This window comes from Flavobacterium sp. RSSA_27 (assembly GCF_051547125.1).
Classification (GTDB): Bacteria; Bacteroidota; Bacteroidia; order Flavobacteriales; family Flavobacteriaceae; genus Flavobacterium.
In genome coordinates, this window is record NZ_JBPTTN010000001.1 from 429882 (window position 1) to 451420 (window position 21539).

General features: G+C 35.2%; 18 protein-coding genes and 1 tRNA gene. 16 read left to right on the forward strand and 3 right to left on the reverse strand.

What is annotated here, in order from left to right; all coding sequences use genetic code 11:
- Window positions 1–20: 20 nt before the first annotated feature.
- From ACSVH5_RS01950 to ACSVH5_RS01960, 3 genes are read right to left on the reverse strand one after another with little or no spacing between them, the layout of a single operon-like run.
- Window positions 21–2726 carry a DNA gyrase/topoisomerase IV subunit A gene (locus tag ACSVH5_RS01950; protein ID WP_438059780.1) on the reverse strand — a complete coding sequence of 902 codons (2706 nt, stop codon included), beginning with the start codon at window positions 2724–2726 and terminating at the stop codon, window positions 21–23.
- 38 nt (window positions 2727–2764) lie between these two features.
- On the reverse strand, window positions 2765–2947 hold the full coding sequence (locus ACSVH5_RS01955; protein ID WP_438059781.1) for a hypothetical protein: 183 nt from the start codon (window positions 2945–2947) through the stop codon (window positions 2765–2767).
- A 10-nt stretch (window positions 2948–2957) separates the two neighbouring features.
- Entirely contained in the window at window positions 2958–4820 is a 1863-nt protein-coding gene (locus ACSVH5_RS01960) for a DNA topoisomerase IV subunit B (RefSeq protein WP_438059782.1), read from the reverse strand.
- Window positions 4821–5078: 258 nt separating this feature from the next.
- Between ACSVH5_RS01960 and tpx the strand changes: the two genes are divergently transcribed.
- The 16 genes from tpx to ACSVH5_RS02040 all read left to right on the forward strand — a co-directional run bounded on the left by tpx (window position 5079) and on the right by ACSVH5_RS02040 (window position 21501).
- Window positions 5079–5576: a thiol peroxidase gene (tpx, locus tag ACSVH5_RS01965; protein WP_438059783.1), complete on the forward strand. Its 498-nt coding sequence runs from the start codon at window positions 5079–5081 to the stop codon at window positions 5574–5576.
- A gap of 8 nt (window positions 5577–5584) precedes the next feature.
- Window positions 5585–5959 (forward strand): diacylglycerol kinase family protein, encoded by a 375-nt coding sequence (locus ACSVH5_RS01970; RefSeq protein WP_438059784.1) that lies wholly within the window; start codon window positions 5585–5587, stop codon window positions 5957–5959.
- Between the two features lie 16 nt (window positions 5960–5975).
- Entirely contained in the window at window positions 5976–8426 is a 2451-nt protein-coding gene (locus ACSVH5_RS01975) for a DNA translocase FtsK (protein ID WP_438059785.1), read from the forward strand.
- Window positions 8427–8429: 3 nt separating this feature from the next.
- Complete coding sequence (locus ACSVH5_RS01980; RefSeq protein ID WP_438059786.1) at window positions 8430–9128, forward strand: LolA family protein; 699 nt, start codon at window positions 8430–8432, stop codon at window positions 9126–9128.
- 6 nt (window positions 9129–9134) lie between these two features.
- Complete coding sequence (locus ACSVH5_RS01985) at window positions 9135–10586, forward strand: LptF/LptG family permease (protein WP_438059787.1); 1452 nt, start codon at window positions 9135–9137, stop codon at window positions 10584–10586.
- A gap of 8 nt (window positions 10587–10594) precedes the next feature.
- Window positions 10595–11728: a 3,4-dihydroxy-2-butanone-4-phosphate synthase gene (gene ribB / locus ACSVH5_RS01990; RefSeq protein ID WP_438059788.1), complete on the forward strand. Its 1134-nt coding sequence runs from the start codon at window positions 10595–10597 to the stop codon at window positions 11726–11728.
- A gap of 168 nt (window positions 11729–11896) precedes the next feature.
- Window positions 11897–11981, forward strand: a tRNA-Ser gene (locus ACSVH5_RS01995).
- Between the two features lie 320 nt (window positions 11982–12301).
- Window positions 12302–13549, forward strand: a complete 1248-nt coding sequence (locus ACSVH5_RS02000) for a site-specific integrase (RefSeq protein ID WP_438059789.1) — start codon at window positions 12302–12304, stop codon at window positions 13547–13549.
- A gap of 173 nt (window positions 13550–13722) precedes the next feature.
- Complete coding sequence (locus tag ACSVH5_RS02005) at window positions 13723–15213, forward strand: hypothetical protein (RefSeq protein ID WP_438059790.1); 1491 nt, start codon at window positions 13723–13725, stop codon at window positions 15211–15213.
- 546 nt (window positions 15214–15759) lie between these two features.
- Complete coding sequence (locus ACSVH5_RS02010; RefSeq protein ID WP_438059791.1) at window positions 15760–16047, forward strand: helix-turn-helix domain-containing protein; 288 nt, start codon at window positions 15760–15762, stop codon at window positions 16045–16047.
- A 96-nt stretch (window positions 16048–16143) separates the two neighbouring features.
- Complete coding sequence (locus ACSVH5_RS02015) at window positions 16144–17010, forward strand: transcriptional regulator (protein ID WP_438059792.1); 867 nt, start codon at window positions 16144–16146, stop codon at window positions 17008–17010.
- Window positions 16997–17653 (forward strand): ATPase, encoded by a 657-nt coding sequence (locus tag ACSVH5_RS02020; protein ID WP_438059793.1) that lies wholly within the window; start codon window positions 16997–16999, stop codon window positions 17651–17653. The genes ACSVH5_RS02015 and ACSVH5_RS02020 overlap by 14 nt, the downstream gene beginning before the upstream one ends.
- Before the next feature lie 210 nt (window positions 17654–17863).
- Window positions 17864–18520: a hypothetical protein gene (locus ACSVH5_RS02025; RefSeq protein ID WP_438059794.1), complete on the forward strand. Its 657-nt coding sequence runs from the start codon at window positions 17864–17866 to the stop codon at window positions 18518–18520.
- Between the two features lie 612 nt (window positions 18521–19132).
- The gene (locus tag ACSVH5_RS02030; RefSeq protein ID WP_438059795.1) at window positions 19133–19900 is read left to right on the forward strand and encodes a hypothetical protein; all 768 of its coding nucleotides are present in this window, start codon (window positions 19133–19135) and stop codon (window positions 19898–19900) included.
- Window positions 19890–21092 carry an SMODS domain-containing nucleotidyltransferase gene (locus ACSVH5_RS02035; RefSeq protein ID WP_438059796.1) on the forward strand — a complete coding sequence of 401 codons (1203 nt, stop codon included), beginning with the start codon at window positions 19890–19892 and terminating at the stop codon, window positions 21090–21092. The genes ACSVH5_RS02030 and ACSVH5_RS02035 overlap by 11 nt, the downstream gene beginning before the upstream one ends.
- Complete coding sequence (locus ACSVH5_RS02040) at window positions 21070–21501, forward strand: hypothetical protein (protein ID WP_438059797.1); 432 nt, start codon at window positions 21070–21072, stop codon at window positions 21499–21501. Before ACSVH5_RS02035 ends, ACSVH5_RS02040 begins: the two co-directional genes overlap by 23 nt.
- Window positions 21502–21539: the final 38 nt, after the last annotated feature.

Sequence of the window (21539 nt, forward strand, 5' to 3'; positions counted from 1 at the left end):
AAGTTGGAAACGGTTTTTAACTATTCTAAGGATAAAGTGACTTGCCCATCATCTTCTAATTGAATCGAAGAATCATCAATAGTGTCTTCTATACTTTCAGTGGGTTCGGGTTGCTCTTCTTCTGGCTCTTCATAAGGCAAAGGCTCAAGCAAATTCACTTGTTTTAACTTATCGGTTGTCAATTGGTTTCCTAAAGCTTTAAAGCCTTTTACAGCAATAAAACTCTCGATGTCTACCACCTGATTTTCTTTTTGAACACCTTTCACTTTAGCAAAAATTAATTCGGCTACTGGACGATAATCGGTAGCCACAATCTCTAAACGTGAATTTGGATGCTCGGATATAAACGATTCTTCTTTATTCTCTACTTCAACCAAGAAGCGCTTGATATAATAGCGCTCTTTTTCACCATCATAATAAATAGCTGAAATCGGTTTTTTAGGATTCCATTTTTCTAAAACAATCATATCCTCATCAAAATGAGTAGACAGCTCTGGAATAATAACTTTAAGTTTTCCCGTTTGAGAAATAACTAATATCTTGTCGCTTGGTCTAAATTCACCTAACAACTCTCCTCTTCCATCCACATTCAAGCGCTGCACGGTATCGTCAAACCAAATTTTTCTGGGCAATAAGGTAGAAATTCCTTTCTCTTTTAATTCAATCTTCTTGATTGGATATTTGGTGACCAAATTCCCTTTCGAAGCTCTTCCTTTGATGGCTAATTTGGCGAAATCAATATCAAATTTGAGTTTTTTGATACTACCTACTTGTCTCAACAATACATTTATCACTTCAGCTTCTCCATTCGGATTGCAAGAAAAGTACAAAATCTGTGAACCGGGCGCTTCATTGGTCAAATCATAGGCTTTATCTCTGGTAACACCGGAAACATTGAATCGTTTAATGTAAGACGGACCCGATTTCCCATCACGATAAATCATATTGTAAATCGTGCGTTTATCGCCTTTATCAAAAATGGCAACGTGAATAATGTCTTTACCCACAAATGTTTTAGCATCCACTTTGGTGATCATCATTTTACCATCACGCAAAAACACAATCACATCATCAATATCAGAACAATCTACTACGTATTCGTCTTTTTTCAAACTCGTTCCTACGAATCCTTCTTCACGATTGACGTATAATTTGGTATTACGCAAAACCACTTTGGTCGCTTCGATATCATCAAAAATGCGGAGTTCGGTTTGGCGTTCTCTTCCTTTACCATATTTTTCTTTAAGTTTAGCAAAATAAGCTATCGCAAAATCGATGATATGATCCAAATGATGTTGTACTTCCTTCATTTCGTCCTCTAATTTCGAAATGAAATCATCGGCTTTATCCGAGTCAAAACGAGTGATACGAATCATTGGGATTTGCGTTAGTTTATGCAAATCATCATCGTTAATTTCTCTTACAAAGGAGGGTTTGAAAGGCTCAAAACGATCATACATATATTGAAATAACGCTTCTTTATCCGAATACAATTTGAAGTCAATATACATTTCTTCGCGAATGAAGATTTTCTCCAAAGTAGCGAAATGCCATTTGTTTTTTAATTCTTCTAACTGAATTTCGAGTTCTTGACGCAATAAATCTACGGTACGGTCTGTCGAAATTTTCAACATATTCGAAACCCCAATAAAAAGCGGTTTGTTATCTTCAATCACACAACCTAATGGCGCCACCGAAGTTTCGCAAGCGGTAAAGGCGAACAAAGCATCGATGGTTTTATCTGGAGAAACACCCGGGAAAAGATGGATTAAAATCTCAACCTCGGCAGCGGTATTGTCTTCGATTTTCTTGATTTTGATCTTCCCTTTTTCATTGGCTTTCAAAATACTATCAATCAAAGTAGAAGTATTGGTCGAAAACGGAATTTGAGTTATCACCAAGGTATTTTTGTCTACTTGACTAATCTTGGCACGCACACGAACACGTCCACCACGCATACCATCGTTGTAATTCGAAACGTCAGCAATCCCAGCGGTTTGAAAATCTGGATATAACGTAAAAGGTTTTCCTTTCAGAATTTTTATAGAAGCGTCAATCAACTCATTGAAGTTATGAGGCAACACTTTGGTAGAAAGCCCCACCGCGATTCCCTCTGCTCCTTGTGCCAAAAGCAACGGAAACTTCACGGGAAGATTATTCGGTTCTGCACGACGTCCGTCATACGACACGCCCCAATCTGTAATTTTAGGAGAATACAATACCTCTAAAGCAAATTTAGACAAACGCGCCTCAATATAACGAGAAGCAGCTGCGCCATCGCCTGTCAAAATATTACCCCAGTTTCCTTGGCAATCAATCAATAAATCTTTTTGACCAATTTGCACCATAGCATCGGCAATACTCTGATCCCCGTGAGGATGGTATTGCATAGTGTGTCCCACCACATTCGCTACTTTGTTATAACGACCGTCGTCTAATTCTTTTAACGAATGCATAATACGGCGTTGCACTGGCTTAAATCCGTCTTCAATAGCGGGTACGGCACGTTCTAAGATCACATACGATGCGTAATCCAAAAACCAATCTTTGTACATTCCTGTAACTTTGGTAATGGTATCGTGCTCGTCTGCTTTATCTTCATAAAAATGGTGCATCCCACTGGAAGTCGATATATCATCGAACCCTTCTTGATCATTGGCATCAAAACTGGCGTCGTTGTTTTCGTCTTCGTTCGGAAGGATGTTATCTTCTTCTTCGTCTTTCATTTATATCTTTATAAATCTACTTAATCGTTATTTCAATGCTAAAAAGCATACTTTTCTTTGCAAATATGTTTTTCTGTAGTCACCCAATTTCCGGTTTTGTCTTTTACTTTTTTGGTAACTATTTCACATTCTTTATGATCATTACTTTTGATAATAAAAAATGTCCCACCAAAACCTAGGGCAAAAGCTAAAACAATAAGTATTAACGTTTTTTTGTTCATTTCTAAAATATTATTCTTTCTCGATCACATCCAAATCTACCTTCAAGTTTTTGATGATAAACTCTTGTCGGTCTGGGGTGTTTTTACCCATATAAAAGGACAATAATTGCTCGATTGACGTGTTTTTATCCATCATAATAGGATCCAATCGGATGGTTTCTCCTATGAAATTTTTGAACTCATCAGGCGAAATTTCTCCAAGTCCTTTAAATCGAGTGATTTCGGGTTTGGGTTTTAATTTTTCGATGGCTTCTTTACGTTCTTCGTCAGAATAGCAATAAATGGTTTCTTTCTTGTTTCGAACTCTAAAAAGCGGTGTTTGTAAAATATACAAATGCCCTTCTTTTATTAATTCAGGGAAAAATTGCAAGAAAAAGGTAATCAATAACAAGCGAATGTGCATTCCATCGACATCAGCATCGGTGGCGATTACAATATTGTTGTAACGCAAGTCACCCATATCTTCTTCGATATTCAAGGCCGCTTGCAACAAATTGAATTCTTCATTTTCATATACAATCTTCTTACTCATTCCGTAAGAATTCAATGGTTTTCCACGCAAACTAAAAACTGCTTGTGTATTCACATCACGTGATTTGGTAATCGACCCCGAAGCGGAATCTCCCTCGGTGATAAACAACGTACTTTCTAAATATCTTGGGTTTTTGATGTCTGGCAAATGCACGCGACAGTCTCTCAATTTCTTGTTGTGCAAACTCGCTTTTTTTGCACGGTCTTTGGCTAATTTTCGAATGCCTGATAACTCTTTTCGCTCTCGCTCAGCTTGTAGAATTTTTCGTAGCAACAAATCGGCTGTTTCTGGATTTTTGTGTAAAAAATTGTCTAATTTATTTTTCACAAAGTCATTCACAAACGTTCTCACCGATGCCATTCCTGGCTCAGAGCCCATATCTGTAGAACCTAATTTGGTTTTGGTTTGGGATTCAAAAACAGGCTCCATCACCTTGATACTAACCGCACTCACAATCGATTTACGAATATCAGAAGGTTCAAAGTTTTTATTGTAAAATTCACGTATGGTTCTAACCACCGCCTCTCTAAAAGCAACTAAATGCGTTCCCCCTTGTGTTGTATTTTGACCGTTTACAAAAGAATGATATTCTTCACTGTATTGCGATTTACTATGGGTCATGGCTACCTCAATATCATCCCCTTTGAGATGAATAATTGGATACACCATGTCTTCCTCGGCAATATTTTCATCTAATAAATCTTTCAATCCATTTTCAGAAAAATATTTTTCGCCGTTATAAATTATCGTTAATCCAGTATTTAGATAACAATAGTTCTTAAGCATTTTGACTATATACTCATTTCTGAATTTATAGTTTTTAAAAATGGCTTCATCTGGGGTAAACGTAACCTTGGTTCCTTTACGCTTAGTCGTTTCGATGATGTCTTCTTCTAAAACCAAATTTCCTGCTGAAAATTCTGCTGCTTTTTGCTTATCATCACGAACCGATTCGACTCTAAAATAATTAGACAAAGCATTAACTGCCTTGGTTCCTACTCCATTCAATCCAACAGATTTCTTAAACGCCAAAGAATCGTACTTTCCACCAGTATTCATTTTGGAAACTACGTCGATTACCTTCCCTAAAGGAATGCCTCGACCATAATCTCGAACCGCTACAGTTTTGTCTTTAATGGTCACTTCGATAGATTTTCCAGCGCCCATTACGAATTCATCAATACAGTTGTCTAATACTTCTTTTAAAAGAATATAAATACCGTCATCCGGTGAAGAACCGTCACCAAGCTTTCCGATATACATTCCGGGACGCATCCGGATGTGTTCTTTCCAATCGAGAGAACGTATATTATCTTCATTATAACTATTTTGCTCAACCATAAACCAATTTTGGATTTTTACGCAATATAGCATATATCTCCAAAAAATGAAAGGTGATATTCTTTAATTTTAATTTTAAAAAAGGAATAAAATAAAATTGGAAACAAGTTAGCCTTGTACTAAACAATAAGAAAAAATCAAATGAACTAGTTATCAAAAGAATATGAAAAGTAATTCCTTTCTGGGGAAAATCTTAAATTAGTAAGCCTCAGTTCTTAAAAAAAAATTCATACTTTTGAAACTCAAAAAAACAAAGACATGGCAACAATAACATTAGGCGGAAACCCAATTCACACTTCAGGAGAACTTCCTCAAGTAGGAAGCAAATTAGTAGATTTTAAATTGGTAAAAAATGATTTATCAGTAGCTTCATTAGCTGATTTTGCTGGTAAAAAATTAGTTTTAAATATTTTTCCAAGTATCGATACTGGAACTTGTGCTACATCTGTTAGAAAATTCAACGAAAGTGCAAGTACATTGGACAACACTACGGTTTTATGTATTTCTAGAGATTTACCTTTTGCTCAAAAACGTTTTTGTGGTGCCGAAGGATTAGAAAACGTGGTGAATTTATCCGATTTTCAAGAAGGTAGTTTTGGTAAAACTAATGGCTTAGAAATCTCAGACGGACCGTTAGCAGGATTACATTCAAGAGTAATCATTGTAGTGGATGAAAACGGAGTAATTACTCACACAGAACAAGTTGGAGAAATTGCAAACGAACCAAATTACGAAGCAGCACTAGCAGCACTATAATTTATTTCATGGAATTTCAAAAAGACAATTCTTTTGTAACTGGAAGATTAAAAAGTGTTTCCTATGCTTTTAAAGGAGCAATAAAATTAATAACTACTGAACACAGCATAATGGTTCAGTTTTCTATTGGAATCTTAGTAAGCATTTTAGGCTTTATCATGAACATTACTGCTTCAGAATGGTTATTTCAAACTTTTGCGATTGGCTTAGTCATGAGTATTGAAGGACTGAACACTGCTGTAGAAAAAATAGCCGACTTTATTCATCCAAATTACAATCAAAGAATTGGTTTTATCAAAGATATTGCTGCAGGGTCTGTTTTCTTTGCAGCAATTACCGCAATCATTATAGGTTTAATCATTTACGTTCCAAAATTCATATAGGATTACTATAAAAAGAATGGCAAAATCAAACAAAAAAAACACCCCAGAAACTCCTTCTGATGGTACTACTCCAAAAACTAAATTTTGGGAAGTATCTAAGCAAAACAAACTCATCATCGGTAGTTTACTAGTATTATTTTCTATTGGTCTATTAATCGCTTTTATTTCCTTTTTCCTATACGGTCAAGAAGATCAGAGTGCTGTAAATGCAGTATCCGATAGAAATGAGATAGTGCAAAATTGGTTAGGAAAAATTGGTGCTTTTCTTGCAGATGCCTTAATCTACAAAGGATTTGGAATCGCTTCGTTTTTATTCGTTCGATTATTTTTCCTAACAGGTTTATTTTTATTTTTAGACTTACGTCTCAAAAAACTCAAAAACATATGGTTTTGGGACATGTTTTTGGTTGTAATTCTATCTGTTTTATTTGGCTTCTTTGCTACATCCGTGCCTGAATTAGGCGGAACTGTGGGCTACGAACTCAATTTACTGTGCCAAGACTACATCGGAAAAACAGGTACTTTACTGGTGCTAATTTTCGGTGTCTTAATTTATCTAATTTTCAAATTAAAAGTTTCACCAGAAAAAATTCAAAATTTATTTCATTCTACCAAAGAAGAAATTAAAGATGAAATAGCCAATACTCCTTTTCCGAAAGAAACTTCAAACGCTTACAATTTGGAGGAATTTGCTATTGAAGAGGAAGAAGATATAGAAGATACCATTCATCTGAAAACCTCAGGTTCACAGTTTGAAATCAACAAAGAAGCTTTGAAACCTACAATTAGTAGTGCTTCTGAAATTAATTTGGAACCTCAATTGAAACCACAACCCTTAGTTACTCCAATTCCAAATGAAGTAATTACGACCAACGACGAAGTTTTTGTAATTGAAAAAGCAGCCGAAGAAGACATTATCGAAGAAAATCTTGCCTCACGCTTGGTTTCTGATTTTGGTTTATTCGACCCAACTTTGGATTTATCGCACTACAAATACCCAACAATAGATTTATTAAAAGAATATTCTACTGGTGGAATCACCATCAATCAAGAGGAATTAGAAGAAAACAAAAACAAAATCGTTGATACACTTCGCAATTACAAAATAGAAATTGCTCAAATTAAGGCTACAGTTGGTCCATCGGTAACCTTATATGAAATTGTTCCAGAAGCAGGAATCAGAATTTCAAAAATCAAGAGCTTAGAGGACGATATTGCTTTGTCTTTATCTGCACTTGGAATTCGTATCATTGCGCCAATTCCCGGAAAAGGAACCATTGGTATTGAGGTTCCGAACAAAAATCCTACTATGGTTTCTATGAAAAGTGTTATTGGTTCAGCTAAATTTCAAGAAGCCGAAATGGAATTACCAATTGCATTAGGAAAAACCATTTCTAATGAAACTTTTGTAGTCGATTTGGCAAAAATGCCTCACTTATTGATGGCGGGTGCTACCGGACAAGGAAAATCAGTAGGATTAAATGCCGTATTGACTTCTCTTTTATACAAAAAACATCCAGCCGAAGTAAAATTCGTTTTGGTCGATCCTAAAAAAGTGGAGCTTACACTTTTTAATAAAATAGAAAGACATTATTTAGCCAAATTACCCGATACCGAAGACGCTATTATTACAGATAATGCAAAAGTAGTCGCTACATTAAACTCTCTTTGCGTAGAAATGGACAATCGTTATTCGTTGTTAAAAGACGCTATGGTGCGCAACATCAAAGAATATAACGAAAAATTCAAATCTAGAAAGTTAAATCCAGAATTAGGGCACCGATTTTTACCTTACATTGTATTGGTAGTAGACGAGTTTGCCGACTTAATTATGACTGCTGGTAAAGAAGTTGAAGTTCCTATTGCTCGTTTGGCACAATTGGCTCGTGCGATCGGAATACATTTGATTATTGCGACTCAAAGACCTTCGGTGAACGTAATTACAGGTTTGATAAAAGCCAACTTCCCAGCTCGTATCGCTTTTAGAGTAACTTCAAAAATTGACTCTAGGACCATTTTAGATACCCAAGGCGCCGACCAATTGATTGGTAGAGGAGATTTATTATACACCAATGGCAATGATGTGGTTCGTGTACAATGCGCCTTTATCGACACCCCAGAAGTAGAAAAAATAACCGAATTTATAGGTTCTCAAAAAGCCTATGCCACTGCTTATTTGCTTCCAGAGTTCGTTGGGGAGGAAAGTGGCATTAATCTTGATATGGATATTTCCGAAAGAGACCCCTTATTTAGAGAAGCCGCCGAGATTATTGTCAATGCACAACAAGGCTCCGCTTCTTTACTACAACGCAAACTCAAACTAGGATACAACAGAGCAGGACGACTAATTGACCAATTAGAAGCTGCTGGAATTGTAGGCTCCTTTGAAGGAAGTAAAGCACGTAGTGTAAATATTCAAGATATGAGTTCTCTTGATCAATTTTTCAATAACGAACTAAACAATTAAATCATGTTACCAAGTATTCAAAACTCCTCCATTGTTACTTCAAATAAAAAAATCAAATTCTTGAAATCTTACTTAACAACGGTAGTCTTATTTTTTGTTGTTTTTTCCTCATCAGCTCAAGACAAAAAAGCAAAAGCTTTATTGGAACAAGTCACTAGTAAAGTTAAAAGTTACGACAACATTACGATAGACTTTAAGTACAGCTTGCAAAATGCAAAAGAAAACATCAATCAAGATAGCAAAGGAAATGTTACTCTAAAAGGGAACATGTATGTGCTTAATTTTATGGGGGTAACTAAAATGTTTGACGGAAAAAAAACATACACAATCGTTCCAGAAGATGAAGAAATCACGATTTCTAAACTGAATGAAAATGACGACAACGCTATTACACCTTCTAAAATGTTAACATTTTTCAACTCAGGCTATAAATACAGCATGGACATTATTCAAGATGTTAAAGGAAGAAAAATACAATATGTAAAATTAGTTCCAACGAATGCAAAAGATCAAAGAAAAGAAATCTTATTAGGTATTGACATTCAAACCAAACACATTTACAACTTAATCGAATTTGGAAAAAAAGGAACGAAAACCACACTTACAGTTAATTCTTTTAAAACTAATCAGCCATTATCCAAAAATCAATTTACCTTTGTGCCGAGTAAATACCCCAATTACTACATCAATAAATTAGATTAAACCTAGGTGAAGATACTTGACAAATATTTATTAAAATCATTTCTGATTACATTTACTACGGTTTTTGTTATCCTTTTTTTCATCTTTATTCTCCAAACCGTTTGGCTTTTCATCACAGAATTAGCTGGAAAAGATTTGGATTTTATAATGATCGTAAAATTTTTATTATTTTCTATGCCAAGGATTATTCCTTTGGTTTTACCACTTTCGGTTTTATTGGCTTCTATCATGACTTTTGGTAGTTTTTCCGAAAATTATGAATTGGCCGCTATGAAATCATCCGGAATTTCATTGCAGCGTTGCTTTCGTACCTTGGTGATTTTTATCTTTTTCTTAAGCATTGTAGCTTTTATGTTTGCCAATAACGTTATTCCGTATGCCGAGTACAAATTCATGAGTTTCAGAAGAAACATTGCTCAAGTGAAGCCAGCGTTAGCGATTGCTGAAGGACAATTCAACTCCGTTGGTATGTACAACATCAAAGTGAATAAAAAATCTGGAGATAAAGGAAACTTTTTAAGCGGAGTTACTATTCACAAAAAATCATTAATGGGCGATGGTAATAAAACTGTCATCAAAGCCAAAACTGGCGAATTGATTAGCAATGAAGAATCAAACTTATTGCAATTGGTTTTAAAAGATGGTTATTATTATGAAGATGTTACTCCAAAGAAATATGAAGATCGCGAAAAAATGCCTTTTGTAAAAAGTTCATTCAAAAGAGACATCATCAACATTGATTTATCTAAATTAAACACAACAACAGTAGAAGACACAAAAGACGCCAATACCAAAGGAATGCTTGACGTTGCAGAGCTCAAATACACTATAGATTCTTTATCCAAAAACAGAGCGTCTGAAGCCAAATCGTTTTCTGAAAATATCAATCAAAAAATAATTACACCTTTTGCATCAAGTACAATAAAACCAGCAAAAGACTCTATTACCAAAACCAAAAAGATAAACACCAAAGATCCAATCGGTATTTTTACTGAAGATGAAAAATTAACTATTTATAAAAATGCTATAGCCAATACCCAAAGTACAGTGATGAGTATCGATGGAACACTTTCGGATTTAAAATTAAAGCAGAAGAACATCAACAGTCACGAATTTGTAATTTATGAGAAATTTGTAATTGCCTTTGCATGCTTCTTGATGTTCTTCATTGGCGCTCCATTAGGTGCAATTATCCGAAAAGGAGGAATTGGACTCCCTATTGTATTTGCAGTGTTAATATTTATCACTTTCCATTTCATCAACACTTTTGGAAAAAGAATTTCTCAGGAAGATGGACTAACTCCTTTTATGGGAGCATGGATGTCCTCTTTCATCTTAACACCTTTAGCAATTTTGTTAACCTACAGAGCCATCAATGATATTGGAATCATCAACATGGATCGAGTAACCGAACCGTTTCAAAAACTGGTTAAAAAAGTATTTCCCTCTAAAAATTAATTCTACACATGGTAGCAGATAAAATACAACTCAATACAATTGAGGAAGCAATTGAAGACATTCGTCAAGGTAAAGTAATCATTGTAGTAGACGATGAAGACAGAGAAAATGAAGGTGATTTTTTGGCAGCGGCCGAGAAAGTAACTCCCGAAATGATCAACTTTATGGCCACTCACGGTCGTGGTCTAATATGCGCTCCTCTAACCGAAAGTCGTTGCAAGGAACTAGGATTACATGTGATGGTAAGCAACAATACTGACCCGATGGAAACCGCTTTTACCGTTTCAGTGGACTTAAGAGGTAATGGTGTTACAACAGGTATTTCCGCTTCGGACAGAGCCAAAACCATACTTTCACTAGTAGATTCTAATACCAAACCACATGACCTTGCCCGTCCTGGACATATCTTCCCGCTTATCGCTAAACAAGGTGGCGTATTGAGAAGAACCGGGCATACAGAAGCTGCTATCGATTTTGCTCGTCTAGCAGGCTTTAAATCTGCTGGGGTGATTGTAGAAATCATGAACGAAGACGGAACTATGGCTCGCTTGCCACAGTTGGTTAAAGTAGCAAAAAAATTCAATTTGAAATTAGTTTCTATTGAAGCATTGGTAGCTTATAGAATGCAACACGATAGCTTGATCGTAAAGAAAGAAGATTTTGATATTCAGACCCGTTTTGGTACTTTTAGACTGCGTGCTTACCAACAAACGACTAACAAACAAATTCACATTGCTTTGACTAAAGGTACTTGGAATTTAGGAGAATCCATTTTAACACGAATTAACTCTTCACAAGTCAATAATGATTTACTAGGCACACTTACCAACAACGCCGACAAACAGTTGGACGATATGTTTACTATTATTAATAATGAAGGAAAAGGAGCCGTACTATTTATCAATCAAGACATGCAAGCTGTAAACCTATTAAGTCGAATTACAGAATTGAAACAATTGCAAGCAGGTGGTGAATTCAAAGCTCCAAAAATCAAAATTGACAGCAAAGATTTTGGAATTGGAGCACAAATACTTCACGATATCGACATATCAAAAATACGTTTAGTAACTAATACCGCCCAAGGAAAACGCGTTGGAATGATTGGTTACGGCCTTGAAATTACTGAATATGTAAATTATTAAAGAACTTAAAAACAAAATAGTTTTTTTTTTTTAGGATCTAAAGTATAGAAAATGAAACTATTAAAACAAAGCTTTGAAATTAGTAGTGATTTTTCCAAAAATACATTTGCATAACCAAAAAAGGTTCTTATATTTGCACTCGCAATCACAAAATGAAAGCACCTTACTGGAGAAATGGCAGAGCGGTCGAATGCGGCAGTCTTGAAAACTGTTGACTGTAACAGGTCCGGGGGTTCGAATCCCTCTTTCTCCGCGAGCTGAAAAGCAAATTGAATCAAAACCCTTTAAATCGTATGATTTAGAGGGTTTTTTCCTTTATACCCCCTTCATATAATTCATTAATGCGTGTTCCTTAGGGGATAAATTCGGTTACCTTAATAAAACCAAAATTTTGGTAACCGAATTTTCTCCTAAAGCTTGAAAACACAGAGCTTTAGGACTTAATAAGTAACTAGTTCATTTATTAATCGGGTACCTTTTTTTTAGGATGTTCAGTAACCCGTTCAAAAATTAAGCATCTTGTTTTCTTGGTCTTTTAAAATTAAATTTAAGATAAATCAAAAGGTTACCATTATGAAAACAAAAGTATCTATTCTATTTTACGCAAAGAAAGCAAAAACCTGTACAAACGGCTTAGTTCCTATCTACACAAGGATTACCATCAGTGGTAAGCGAATTGAATTAAGCACCAATCGTTTTGTCGATATTTCGAAATGGTCTGTTGAAGCCGGCAAAATGAAAGGCAATTCAAATGAAGCACGTTCAATCAATAGTCAACTTGATATGTTTAAAGTCAAGATAATTGACACACAAATGGAGTTAATTCATAAAAATATTCCAGTAACAACTGAATCATTAAAAAGTCAACTCCTAGGCAAAACCGAAAGACCTCGTACCCTCCTCCCCATCTTCCAAGACCACAACAACAAAATTAAGGCTTTGATTGGCAAAGAATACGCTTCAGGTACATTGGAACGCTATGAAACCTCTTTGAAGCATACGAAAGACTTTTTACAATGGAAGTACAAGGTTTCCGATATCGAAATCAATAAAATTGACCATGCTTTTATAACCGAGTATGAATTTTATTTACGAAGCGTTCGCAATTGTGCCAACAATACCGCCGTGAAATACATCAAGAACTTCAATAAAATCATCAAAATTTGTTTGGCCAACCATTGGCTCGAGCGCAATCCCTTTGCCAATTACAAATCCAAAGTCCAAGAAGTGGAGCGCGTGTATCTTTCTGAAGAAGAAATTCAGGATATTATCCAAAAGGATTTTGGCAACGACAGACTTTCTTTGGTTCGGGATATTTTCATTTTTAGCTGCTTTACTGGTTTGGCCTACATTGATGTCAAAAACCTGACCAAGGCACATATAAACATAGGAATTGATGGAGAACAATGGATATTTACCCATCGTCAAAAAACCGAATCAGCCTCTAAAATCCCGATTTTACCAGTAACACAAATGATCATTGATAAATACGAGAATCACCCACAGGCTATAAATGAAAATCGTTTGCTTCCCATTTTCAGCAACCAGAAAATGAATGCCTATCTCAAAGAAATTGCAACCGTTTGCAAAATCAATAAAGAACTCACGTTTCACATTGCCCGACATACTTTTGCAACGACAGTTACACTTACAAACGGGGTTCCGATTGAATCTGTAAGTAAAATGCTAGGACACAAAAATTTACGTACTACACAACATTATGCCAAAGTTTTAGACAAAAAAGTAGGCGATGATATGAGAATTTTGAAAGGAAAATTCTCAAACATCATCAGTAACAACAACTTAAAATCCGCCAACTGATTTTTGTTAAAAAAGTGCATTTTTTTTAATGATATTAACAAATTAAAAATATATATTGCAACACTATTTGACATTAATTAAACATAATTAGTGTCAAATAGTAAATATTTCCAAAAACAATTTGTCCTAAAAACTATAATTAGTTGTAAACTAAAATATTTTTTAGACCTTATATGAAAATAACTTATTTGCTTGATTGTTATGATACAGTCTTTCGTCAAACAACGACTTCATCTATTTCAAAAGAAACCCTTTTTGAAGCACTCAAACCCTTTGAAAATAATTCCTTTCGTGTTTTTGAAATTGAAATTCAAAACAATAGTGTTGAAAATTCAATCAAAATAAACAAAACCATCCATTCTTTGCATCCAGAAATTCAACCTTTAGAATTGAAATCTATTTTTCATTTCGAAGAATACCTGGATTACATCCCCAAATTAAACGCATTAGTCAAATTCAAAGGAAAAACTATATACTTAGCCAAGCACTTGACTGATTCAAATATTTTTTATGTATGTGAAAAATGCCCCATAAATGCAATCCCTGCAAGAGAAAGGAATCTATTATACACCCATCAAGTATTAAAGAATGGCAACCTTACCATTAAACGAGCCATAAAAGAGAAGGTTTTTAAAAGCAGATCGAATGTCAAAATTCAGCATTTCATTCAAAAAACGCAACAAGCTTTAGAGTGCCAATTGCATCAATTAATCAAGGTCATCGCTCCAAAGAATAAAAGTGAATTGTATGAATATTCTAGTGAATACAACAAAATAGACTGCTATAAGTGTCAGTTCTATCACTTAGAAAAACTCTTAATTTTCTTAAAGTGTGAATATGAAGAATATCTTAATGATAAGCTCATGGTGCCGTACCGAACCATTTTAAAAGATGAGGTAGAATTAACAGCGAAAATACAATTCGTTCGCAATAGCTTACTCGCTATGGAGATAAACAAAGAACTATTGAAGCTGCTTTTTGATCCTATTTTGAAACTTAATACGCTTGAATTGAAAGATAAAATTAGTTACTACCAATACAATTATGCTAAAAATTATGTGTTGGAATTGGCCCATTGTCTAGCAACAAACTCAACCGATTTCACGCAACTAGAATGGTGCAATTGGTTGATGATGATGCGTGTCAACACCTTTCAATGTTTTGATTTTATTACAGCTCAACTCAAAAAAGAGTTTTCAAATTGTGTCTCGGAAAATGAGAAGTTAGACCTATTGTTTGACTATTTAAAAATTTACAATCAATTCAAAACGAACCAGGCGACATCCTATCAAGAAAACCTACCTGAAATTCACTTCCAAATCTATACTTGGTTAGAGGAAGAAATAGCCTTTTTATCTCGTAAAAAAGAAGTAGCTAAGTTGATTGAAAATCAAAATGAGTATTCGGGTTTTGTCGACAAGATTCACGTAGATTTTTCGGTAGCGCAATTAGCGTGTTTTGTTGATTTGCTAATAAAAGCAGGGATCATTAAAAACAATAACAGAAAGGAAGTGCTACAAGTGGTAGCTCAAACAGTCAAAACTGATATGACCGAAACAATTTCTGTGGATAGCCTTCGGTCTAAATGTTACAACATAGAAACCAGTACATCTGAAGCCGTGGCCAAAAAAATTGAAAAAATACTAGAACTTACGAAGGGCTAATATTTCTTTTAAAATGCGATAGCTAAAGCCTCGCATAGTGAGTAATTCTTCATCAGTAAGAGTAAGGAGTTCCGCAAGCGTTTGAAGCTGATTCAGCTTCATAAACTGCAGTAAGGACTCACTTGGGGTAAATTCAGATTCTGTTTCCATAAGTACTACTAATCTAAGGGGTATAAACAAGCTGCGTGGGACATCTATTATCAGCCACAGAGGTACCGCCAAGCACCCACAGCACACGATTAACAGAGCCCACGCATTGCGTAGGCGAACAGTTAATTCGTGAGCTGATTTAGAATAGTTTGGCGGTTTTCTGTGGCTCTACTTAACTTTCGCTATATGTTTTGAGTTTTTTCGTCTCAATTTTGTATTGTGTCACAAATTTAAACAAATACCTCAATTTCAAAACAATTTAGAGCGTTTTAAAAAAATTTACATTTTTTTTCTGCGTATTTGTTGACTTCCTTGGGGGTTGCAACCCCCGTGTAACTGTTTTGGTTTTTACTTATTCTTTCTATTTGCCCTTATTAATTTTAAATTTTTATAAATATGGCAATCGAAGTAGTTACTAAAGACGACTTAAACCAATTCAAATCTGAACTCTTAGCAGAAATCACCCAATTGGTGATAAAAAACCCACAGCCCAAACAAAAATGGCTTAAATCCAAAGAAGTTTTGGAACTACTAACCATTTCTCCAGGAACACTCCAAAACCTACGGATCAACGGAACCCTTTCCTTCACAAAAATCGGCGGAACCATTTATTACGATCACGATGACATCAATAAGATGCTCGAACGCAATAAAAAAGCTGCTAAACTAACCCTGTTCAAATAATTAGACTTTTTAAAGACAGTCTTTAGTCTTTAGTCTTTAGTCTTTAGTCTATTATCTATAATCTATTTTCTATTCTCTATTCTCTATTCTCTATTTATGAACTACATCAAACACCTCTCCGGTTTCTTCCAAAAAATCATTTATGATACCGACCTGAACCCAACGCATGTGAGTCTATACATGGCGCTATTTCAAACGTGGAATATCAACCGTTTTCAAAATCCAATTAGCATTACACGTAATGAAATGATGCGCATAAGTAAAATATATTCTAAAGCCACATACCACAAATGCATCAACGATTTACATGCGAAAGAGTACATCATTTACGAACCGTCTCACAATCCTTTCAAAGGCAGTTTAATCCATGTCAACACCCTAGAAATCGACTTGGAACAACCTTCCAAGAAAAAAATAAGAAAGTCAAAAAATGAACTACCTACTGAACATGTTACTGAACATCCTATTGAACAAGTAGTGAACAAGCACAAGACAAGTACCTTACCAACTCCTAGACAAGCGCTAGTACCTTATATAAACAATATAAACAATACAAACATTTCAAACATTTCAAATAGTGTAAACGAGAGCACACACGAAAAAAAAATAAAAACCGTAAATAATTTTGAAAAAAAAGAAACGCTAATCGTTGAAGAAAAAAAGAAAAAAAAGTTGCGCGAAAAAAAAGAAAGCCAACAAGACATGCCACCAAAATTGGAAGATGTGAAAAAATATTTCTCTTCACAACAAACGGATGAAATCGAAGGCGAACGCTTTTTCAATCATTTCCAAAGCAACGGTTGGCTCGTGGGAGGCAAATCCAAAATGTACAATTGGCAAGCCGCTGCCAACAATTGGATCCTAAACTTGCAATCTTTTAAACCTGTGCAAATCGCCTTTTCAAATCCAGTGCCTGGTAATTTAAAAACGTCAAACCAAAAGCAATACGATGAACCCTTATAGCGAAATTCAGAAAACATTTGAAATCCAAAATGGCGTCAAAATGTACAACTTTGAGAAATGTCTTGGTGCGTTACAAACCCTTGGGAACTATCATTTTGGCAATCGTTTCAAAATCTACGAAGAAGACCTACCAGTAATTCGGAAATTGATACTTTATGCCATTCGAGATACAGCGTCGATGATCCAATTGGAGATTAATCCAGACAAAGCTTTGCTTTTATCGGGTCCTGTAGGCTGTGGCAAAACATCCTTGATGTTTTTACTGAATTATTTCTGTGCACCACAATCCAGTTACAAAATAAAACCTTGCAGAGACATAGCATTTGAATTTGCCAAAAAAGGCTACGAAGCCCTAGTCCCCTATACCCAAAAAGAGCACAAACAAGCCAAACTCAGCACCTATTGTTTTGACGATTTAGGAACCGAAAAACAAATCAAGCACTTCGGCAACGAATGTAACGTGATGGCCGAAATCATTTTGAGCCGATACGATTCTTTCATTCATGAAAAATCCCTCACCCATGTCACCACCAACCTCTCAGCCTCAGAACTCGAAGCCTACTACGGCGACCGCGTTCGCTCACGAATGCGACAAATGTTTAATTTGATAGCCTTTGATGTTCATTCAAAAGACAAACGCTAATCCCGTACGGACAGCTCGCGAGCTGTCCCATCCCCTCAGTCACTCACAAATACCATTGTCACTTCAAGCATATCTTCCTGAGTAGTTTATGCTGAGCGAAGTCGAAGTAGAGTCGAAGGACGAGAAGTTGAAATGAAACAATTTTAAACAACCTTAAACCCTAAACGATTAACCAATTAACCAACCTTAAACCATTAAACAAAATAAACCATGAATCACCTCTCTCAAAACAAAGCCAAAACCTTCTGGAACTGGTTCCAAGACAACCAGCAAACCATCTACAATTTGCAAACCGTAACCTCCAAAAACCGCCAATACATCAGCTTTTGGATCACCAAACACTTGAACTATTACAGCACAGGTGTAGACTTCGTTATTGCCTTCCCTAATAAACCAAACACTGTAGCGACACTTACCATCACCGCCAATGGCAATCCTGACTATTTCAAAGCCGTTACCAACCTCATCGACCAAGCACCAAAGATCAAGAACTGGGCATTCGAAGCCTTCATCCAACCCACAGAAGACCTTGAACTATTTTCAGAAGAACGCGATCATCCCTTCATTTTTCAAGACATCACCATCAAGGCCAGCCAAGCCAAATTCCTACCCATAGGGTGCAACGAAACCGGCGATAAATTTGACATTATCGTGTACCTCAAAAACTACAACATACACTGCAACACCCACAATTGGAAGGAGGCGCTTTACATCATCCTACAATCTCTTTTTGGTGAAAAATTTGTCTACCAACGTCTCAATTTTGTGCAACTTGCCCAATACCCTGACGACGATTCCGAACTCATAAAACTCTATCTTTTAGAAAACTATATCGACCATTTTCGCTCGGAATTTAGCAAAGAGTAAAATGCCAAGTATTCCAAATCCAATGTATCCCCCGTTTGGACAGCTCGCGAGCTGTCCTTTTTCGCAAGCAGTCCTATCATTCATAACAAACACATCTCACATCTCACTTTTGACTTACAATATTCAATCTTATCGAATTTGATGTAACGTTAAAAGGTAAAAGATGAGGTAGCATAAAATAAGCGCAATTCAATATTTGGCAAATGCTTAATTGCTGTGAATTTAATTGAAAAGTATATTTGAATGAATTAATTATTGATCATTCAAAAAAAATTGTAATTCTTGTACTTTGATAAAATAATTAGATTTTTACTTGTATATATTAAAAAGTAGTTTACCTTTGTAATCAAATTACTTTAAAATAAAAAAAGCTAGAAACTACGCCAATAGTCTCTAGCTTGTGTAAATCTTAATTATTGACTAGCAAAATCAATACTGAGCTTAACAGTATAGAATTAGAGGATGGTCACCTCATTATGTTTTTTGAGTAGCAAAGTCAATCGATGTATTCGGATGCAAATATAGATTCTAAAATTCATTTTTGCAACACTTCATTGTTTTAGCTGCTCCATTAAGCGATTTTATATGAATTAACAGTAAAAATCAACGCAAATGGCAGAAACTATTTTAGCAGCACTGGGTATGGCTGCAGGTAAAGTTATCGTAAAAAAAGCAACAGAGAAGTTGTTAGATAATAAAACCCATATTAAAACATACCTACAATCCAATTTTACAAAAATCAAAAACGAAGATGTTCGTTTTTCCTTGAGTTATCTTATCCGAATCAAGATTCCGGGTACTTCTAAGTTTTTATTAGTTCGGGGTAATCGAATTAAGGACCAACTACAACCTGTAGGTGGCGTCTATAAAAAAATCAATGGCTTTTCAGAATTTGAAAAATGGGGTTTAAAAGAAGACTGTGCTTCCAAAGGGATTAAATCTGATGATGTCAGCAAGGATGATTTACGCTTTAGAGTCAAAGGTAAATATGCTTTAGAGGTTATTAAATGGTTTGAATCTAGAAAAGACCGTGAGACAACTTATGAACGTGAGTTTAACGAAGAACTTATTGCAGACCATGGTTTTGATAAGGATATTTTTAATTTAAAGTCGTTTAGAGAAGTTCAAAAAGTGATGAAAGTATTTGGCTATAGTACTTTTCACCAATGCTATGAAGTATTGATTTACGACATCGTTGAATTTATTCCCACTCCAGAACAAGAAACAGAGTTAAAAAAGCTTTTGAAAACCCCTCGTAATCTGAATGATGACTTCATGATTGTTGATATCAGCGAAATTGAAAGACTCTTAGTAATGGAAAACGAAGAACAAATTGCTAAAATTGGATCGCATACCAAATACCTAATCAATGAAAAATAATATGAAGAAATATACAGAAATAGAATATCAAAAAGAGGAATTGTTGGCCATCACAGCAGCAAACTTAGAGTTAGATACAACCAGAATACAACAAATGGAATCGGCATACAGAGCTGTAAATGATGTACTTTCGAATGATGAAACCTTTTTTAAAGACTACAAAATTAATGTCTACGCACAAGGTTCCTTGCTAATTGGCACAACCATTAAGCCGCTTTCAGGACAAGAGTTTGATTTGGATATTGTACTTCACATAGAAAGCTCCTATCTTAACCATACTCCAGCCGAAATTTATGACGCTTTATATAGAGTATTGAGTAATCATGACACTTACAAACCGCTCCTAGAGAAAAAAAAGCGTTGTGTTCGTATCGATTATAATAGTGACTTTCATATGGATATTCTTCCGGGTTGCATTATCACTATAAACAACAATAGATTGATGATTCCTGAGGATGAACGTAGAAATTCATGGTCACGTACCAATCCTAAAGATTATGCAGTTTGGTTTAAAGAAATTGCTGAAAGAAACAAAAGTAGCTTCATACTTCAGGAACGTTACAATTTAATGTTAAAAGCGGCTGTAGAAACTGAAGATTTACCTTTAGATGTATACAAAAAGACACCTCTGCAAAGTACAGTGCAGATTGTAAAACGATATCGTGATTTATTTTATCAGGGTAAAGAAACATCCAAAATGCCAGCAGTTTCGAGTATTGTTTTAACTACTTTATTGGCGCAATGTCATGAAGGAAATCTATCAATTCAAGAAGCATTAGTAAATGCCTCTCAAAAATTACGTAAACTAGCGGAAGGATATAAAGTGAGAAAAGAAAAATTTGCGATTTACAATCCGGTAGATAATTATGAAGACAAGGATAAAAGAGAAAATTTCACCGACTCTTGGGAGGACAAACACTATAATAGTTTTGTTGCATTTGTTGAAGATTTCGCCAAAAAATTGAATGCTTTTTTAAACAATGGCACAAATGAAACTTCGTATAAAGAGTTGTTTGGTAATGGTTTTTACAAACAAAACATTCAAACTTTGGTTAAACTAGAAGAAAGAGTAAAAGGGAATAATCAATTCGCTACGTTACTAGCTGGGAATGCTTATACAGATAATAGAGGAAATATAAACACAACAACAGGAGTAAGAAATGGTAGCCATGGATTTTTTGCTCAGCCCTAAAGAGCGAGCCCAAAAGTATTGGGCTGGTTTTTTATACAAAACGCTAATCGAATGCGAAAGACAATTCAAATGGATCACTTTCAATATAAAAGGAAGTGTGCTAGTGGGGAAAGGAGCTTTAGAAAGAAATGGCAAAAAATACCATTTTACATTGGAATGTTCACCATTTAATCCTGGAAGAATGGAACGTATTTGGGTAGAAACACCCCATCTAATAAAAAGCTTTGACACGCATTTTAATGGGGATGGATCCTTATGTTTGTACCATCCAATTTTAGATTTGAAAGGAAGACCCTATCTAGATTTGGTAGATGTTTTACCATGGATCTCTGAATGGGTAGAATATTATGAGCTATATTTGAAATATAAAGTTTGGTTAGGTCCAGAACATCCTCATAAAATAAATTAAAAAGAATAAGCTCTTTGCCTAAGAGCAAAGAGCTTATT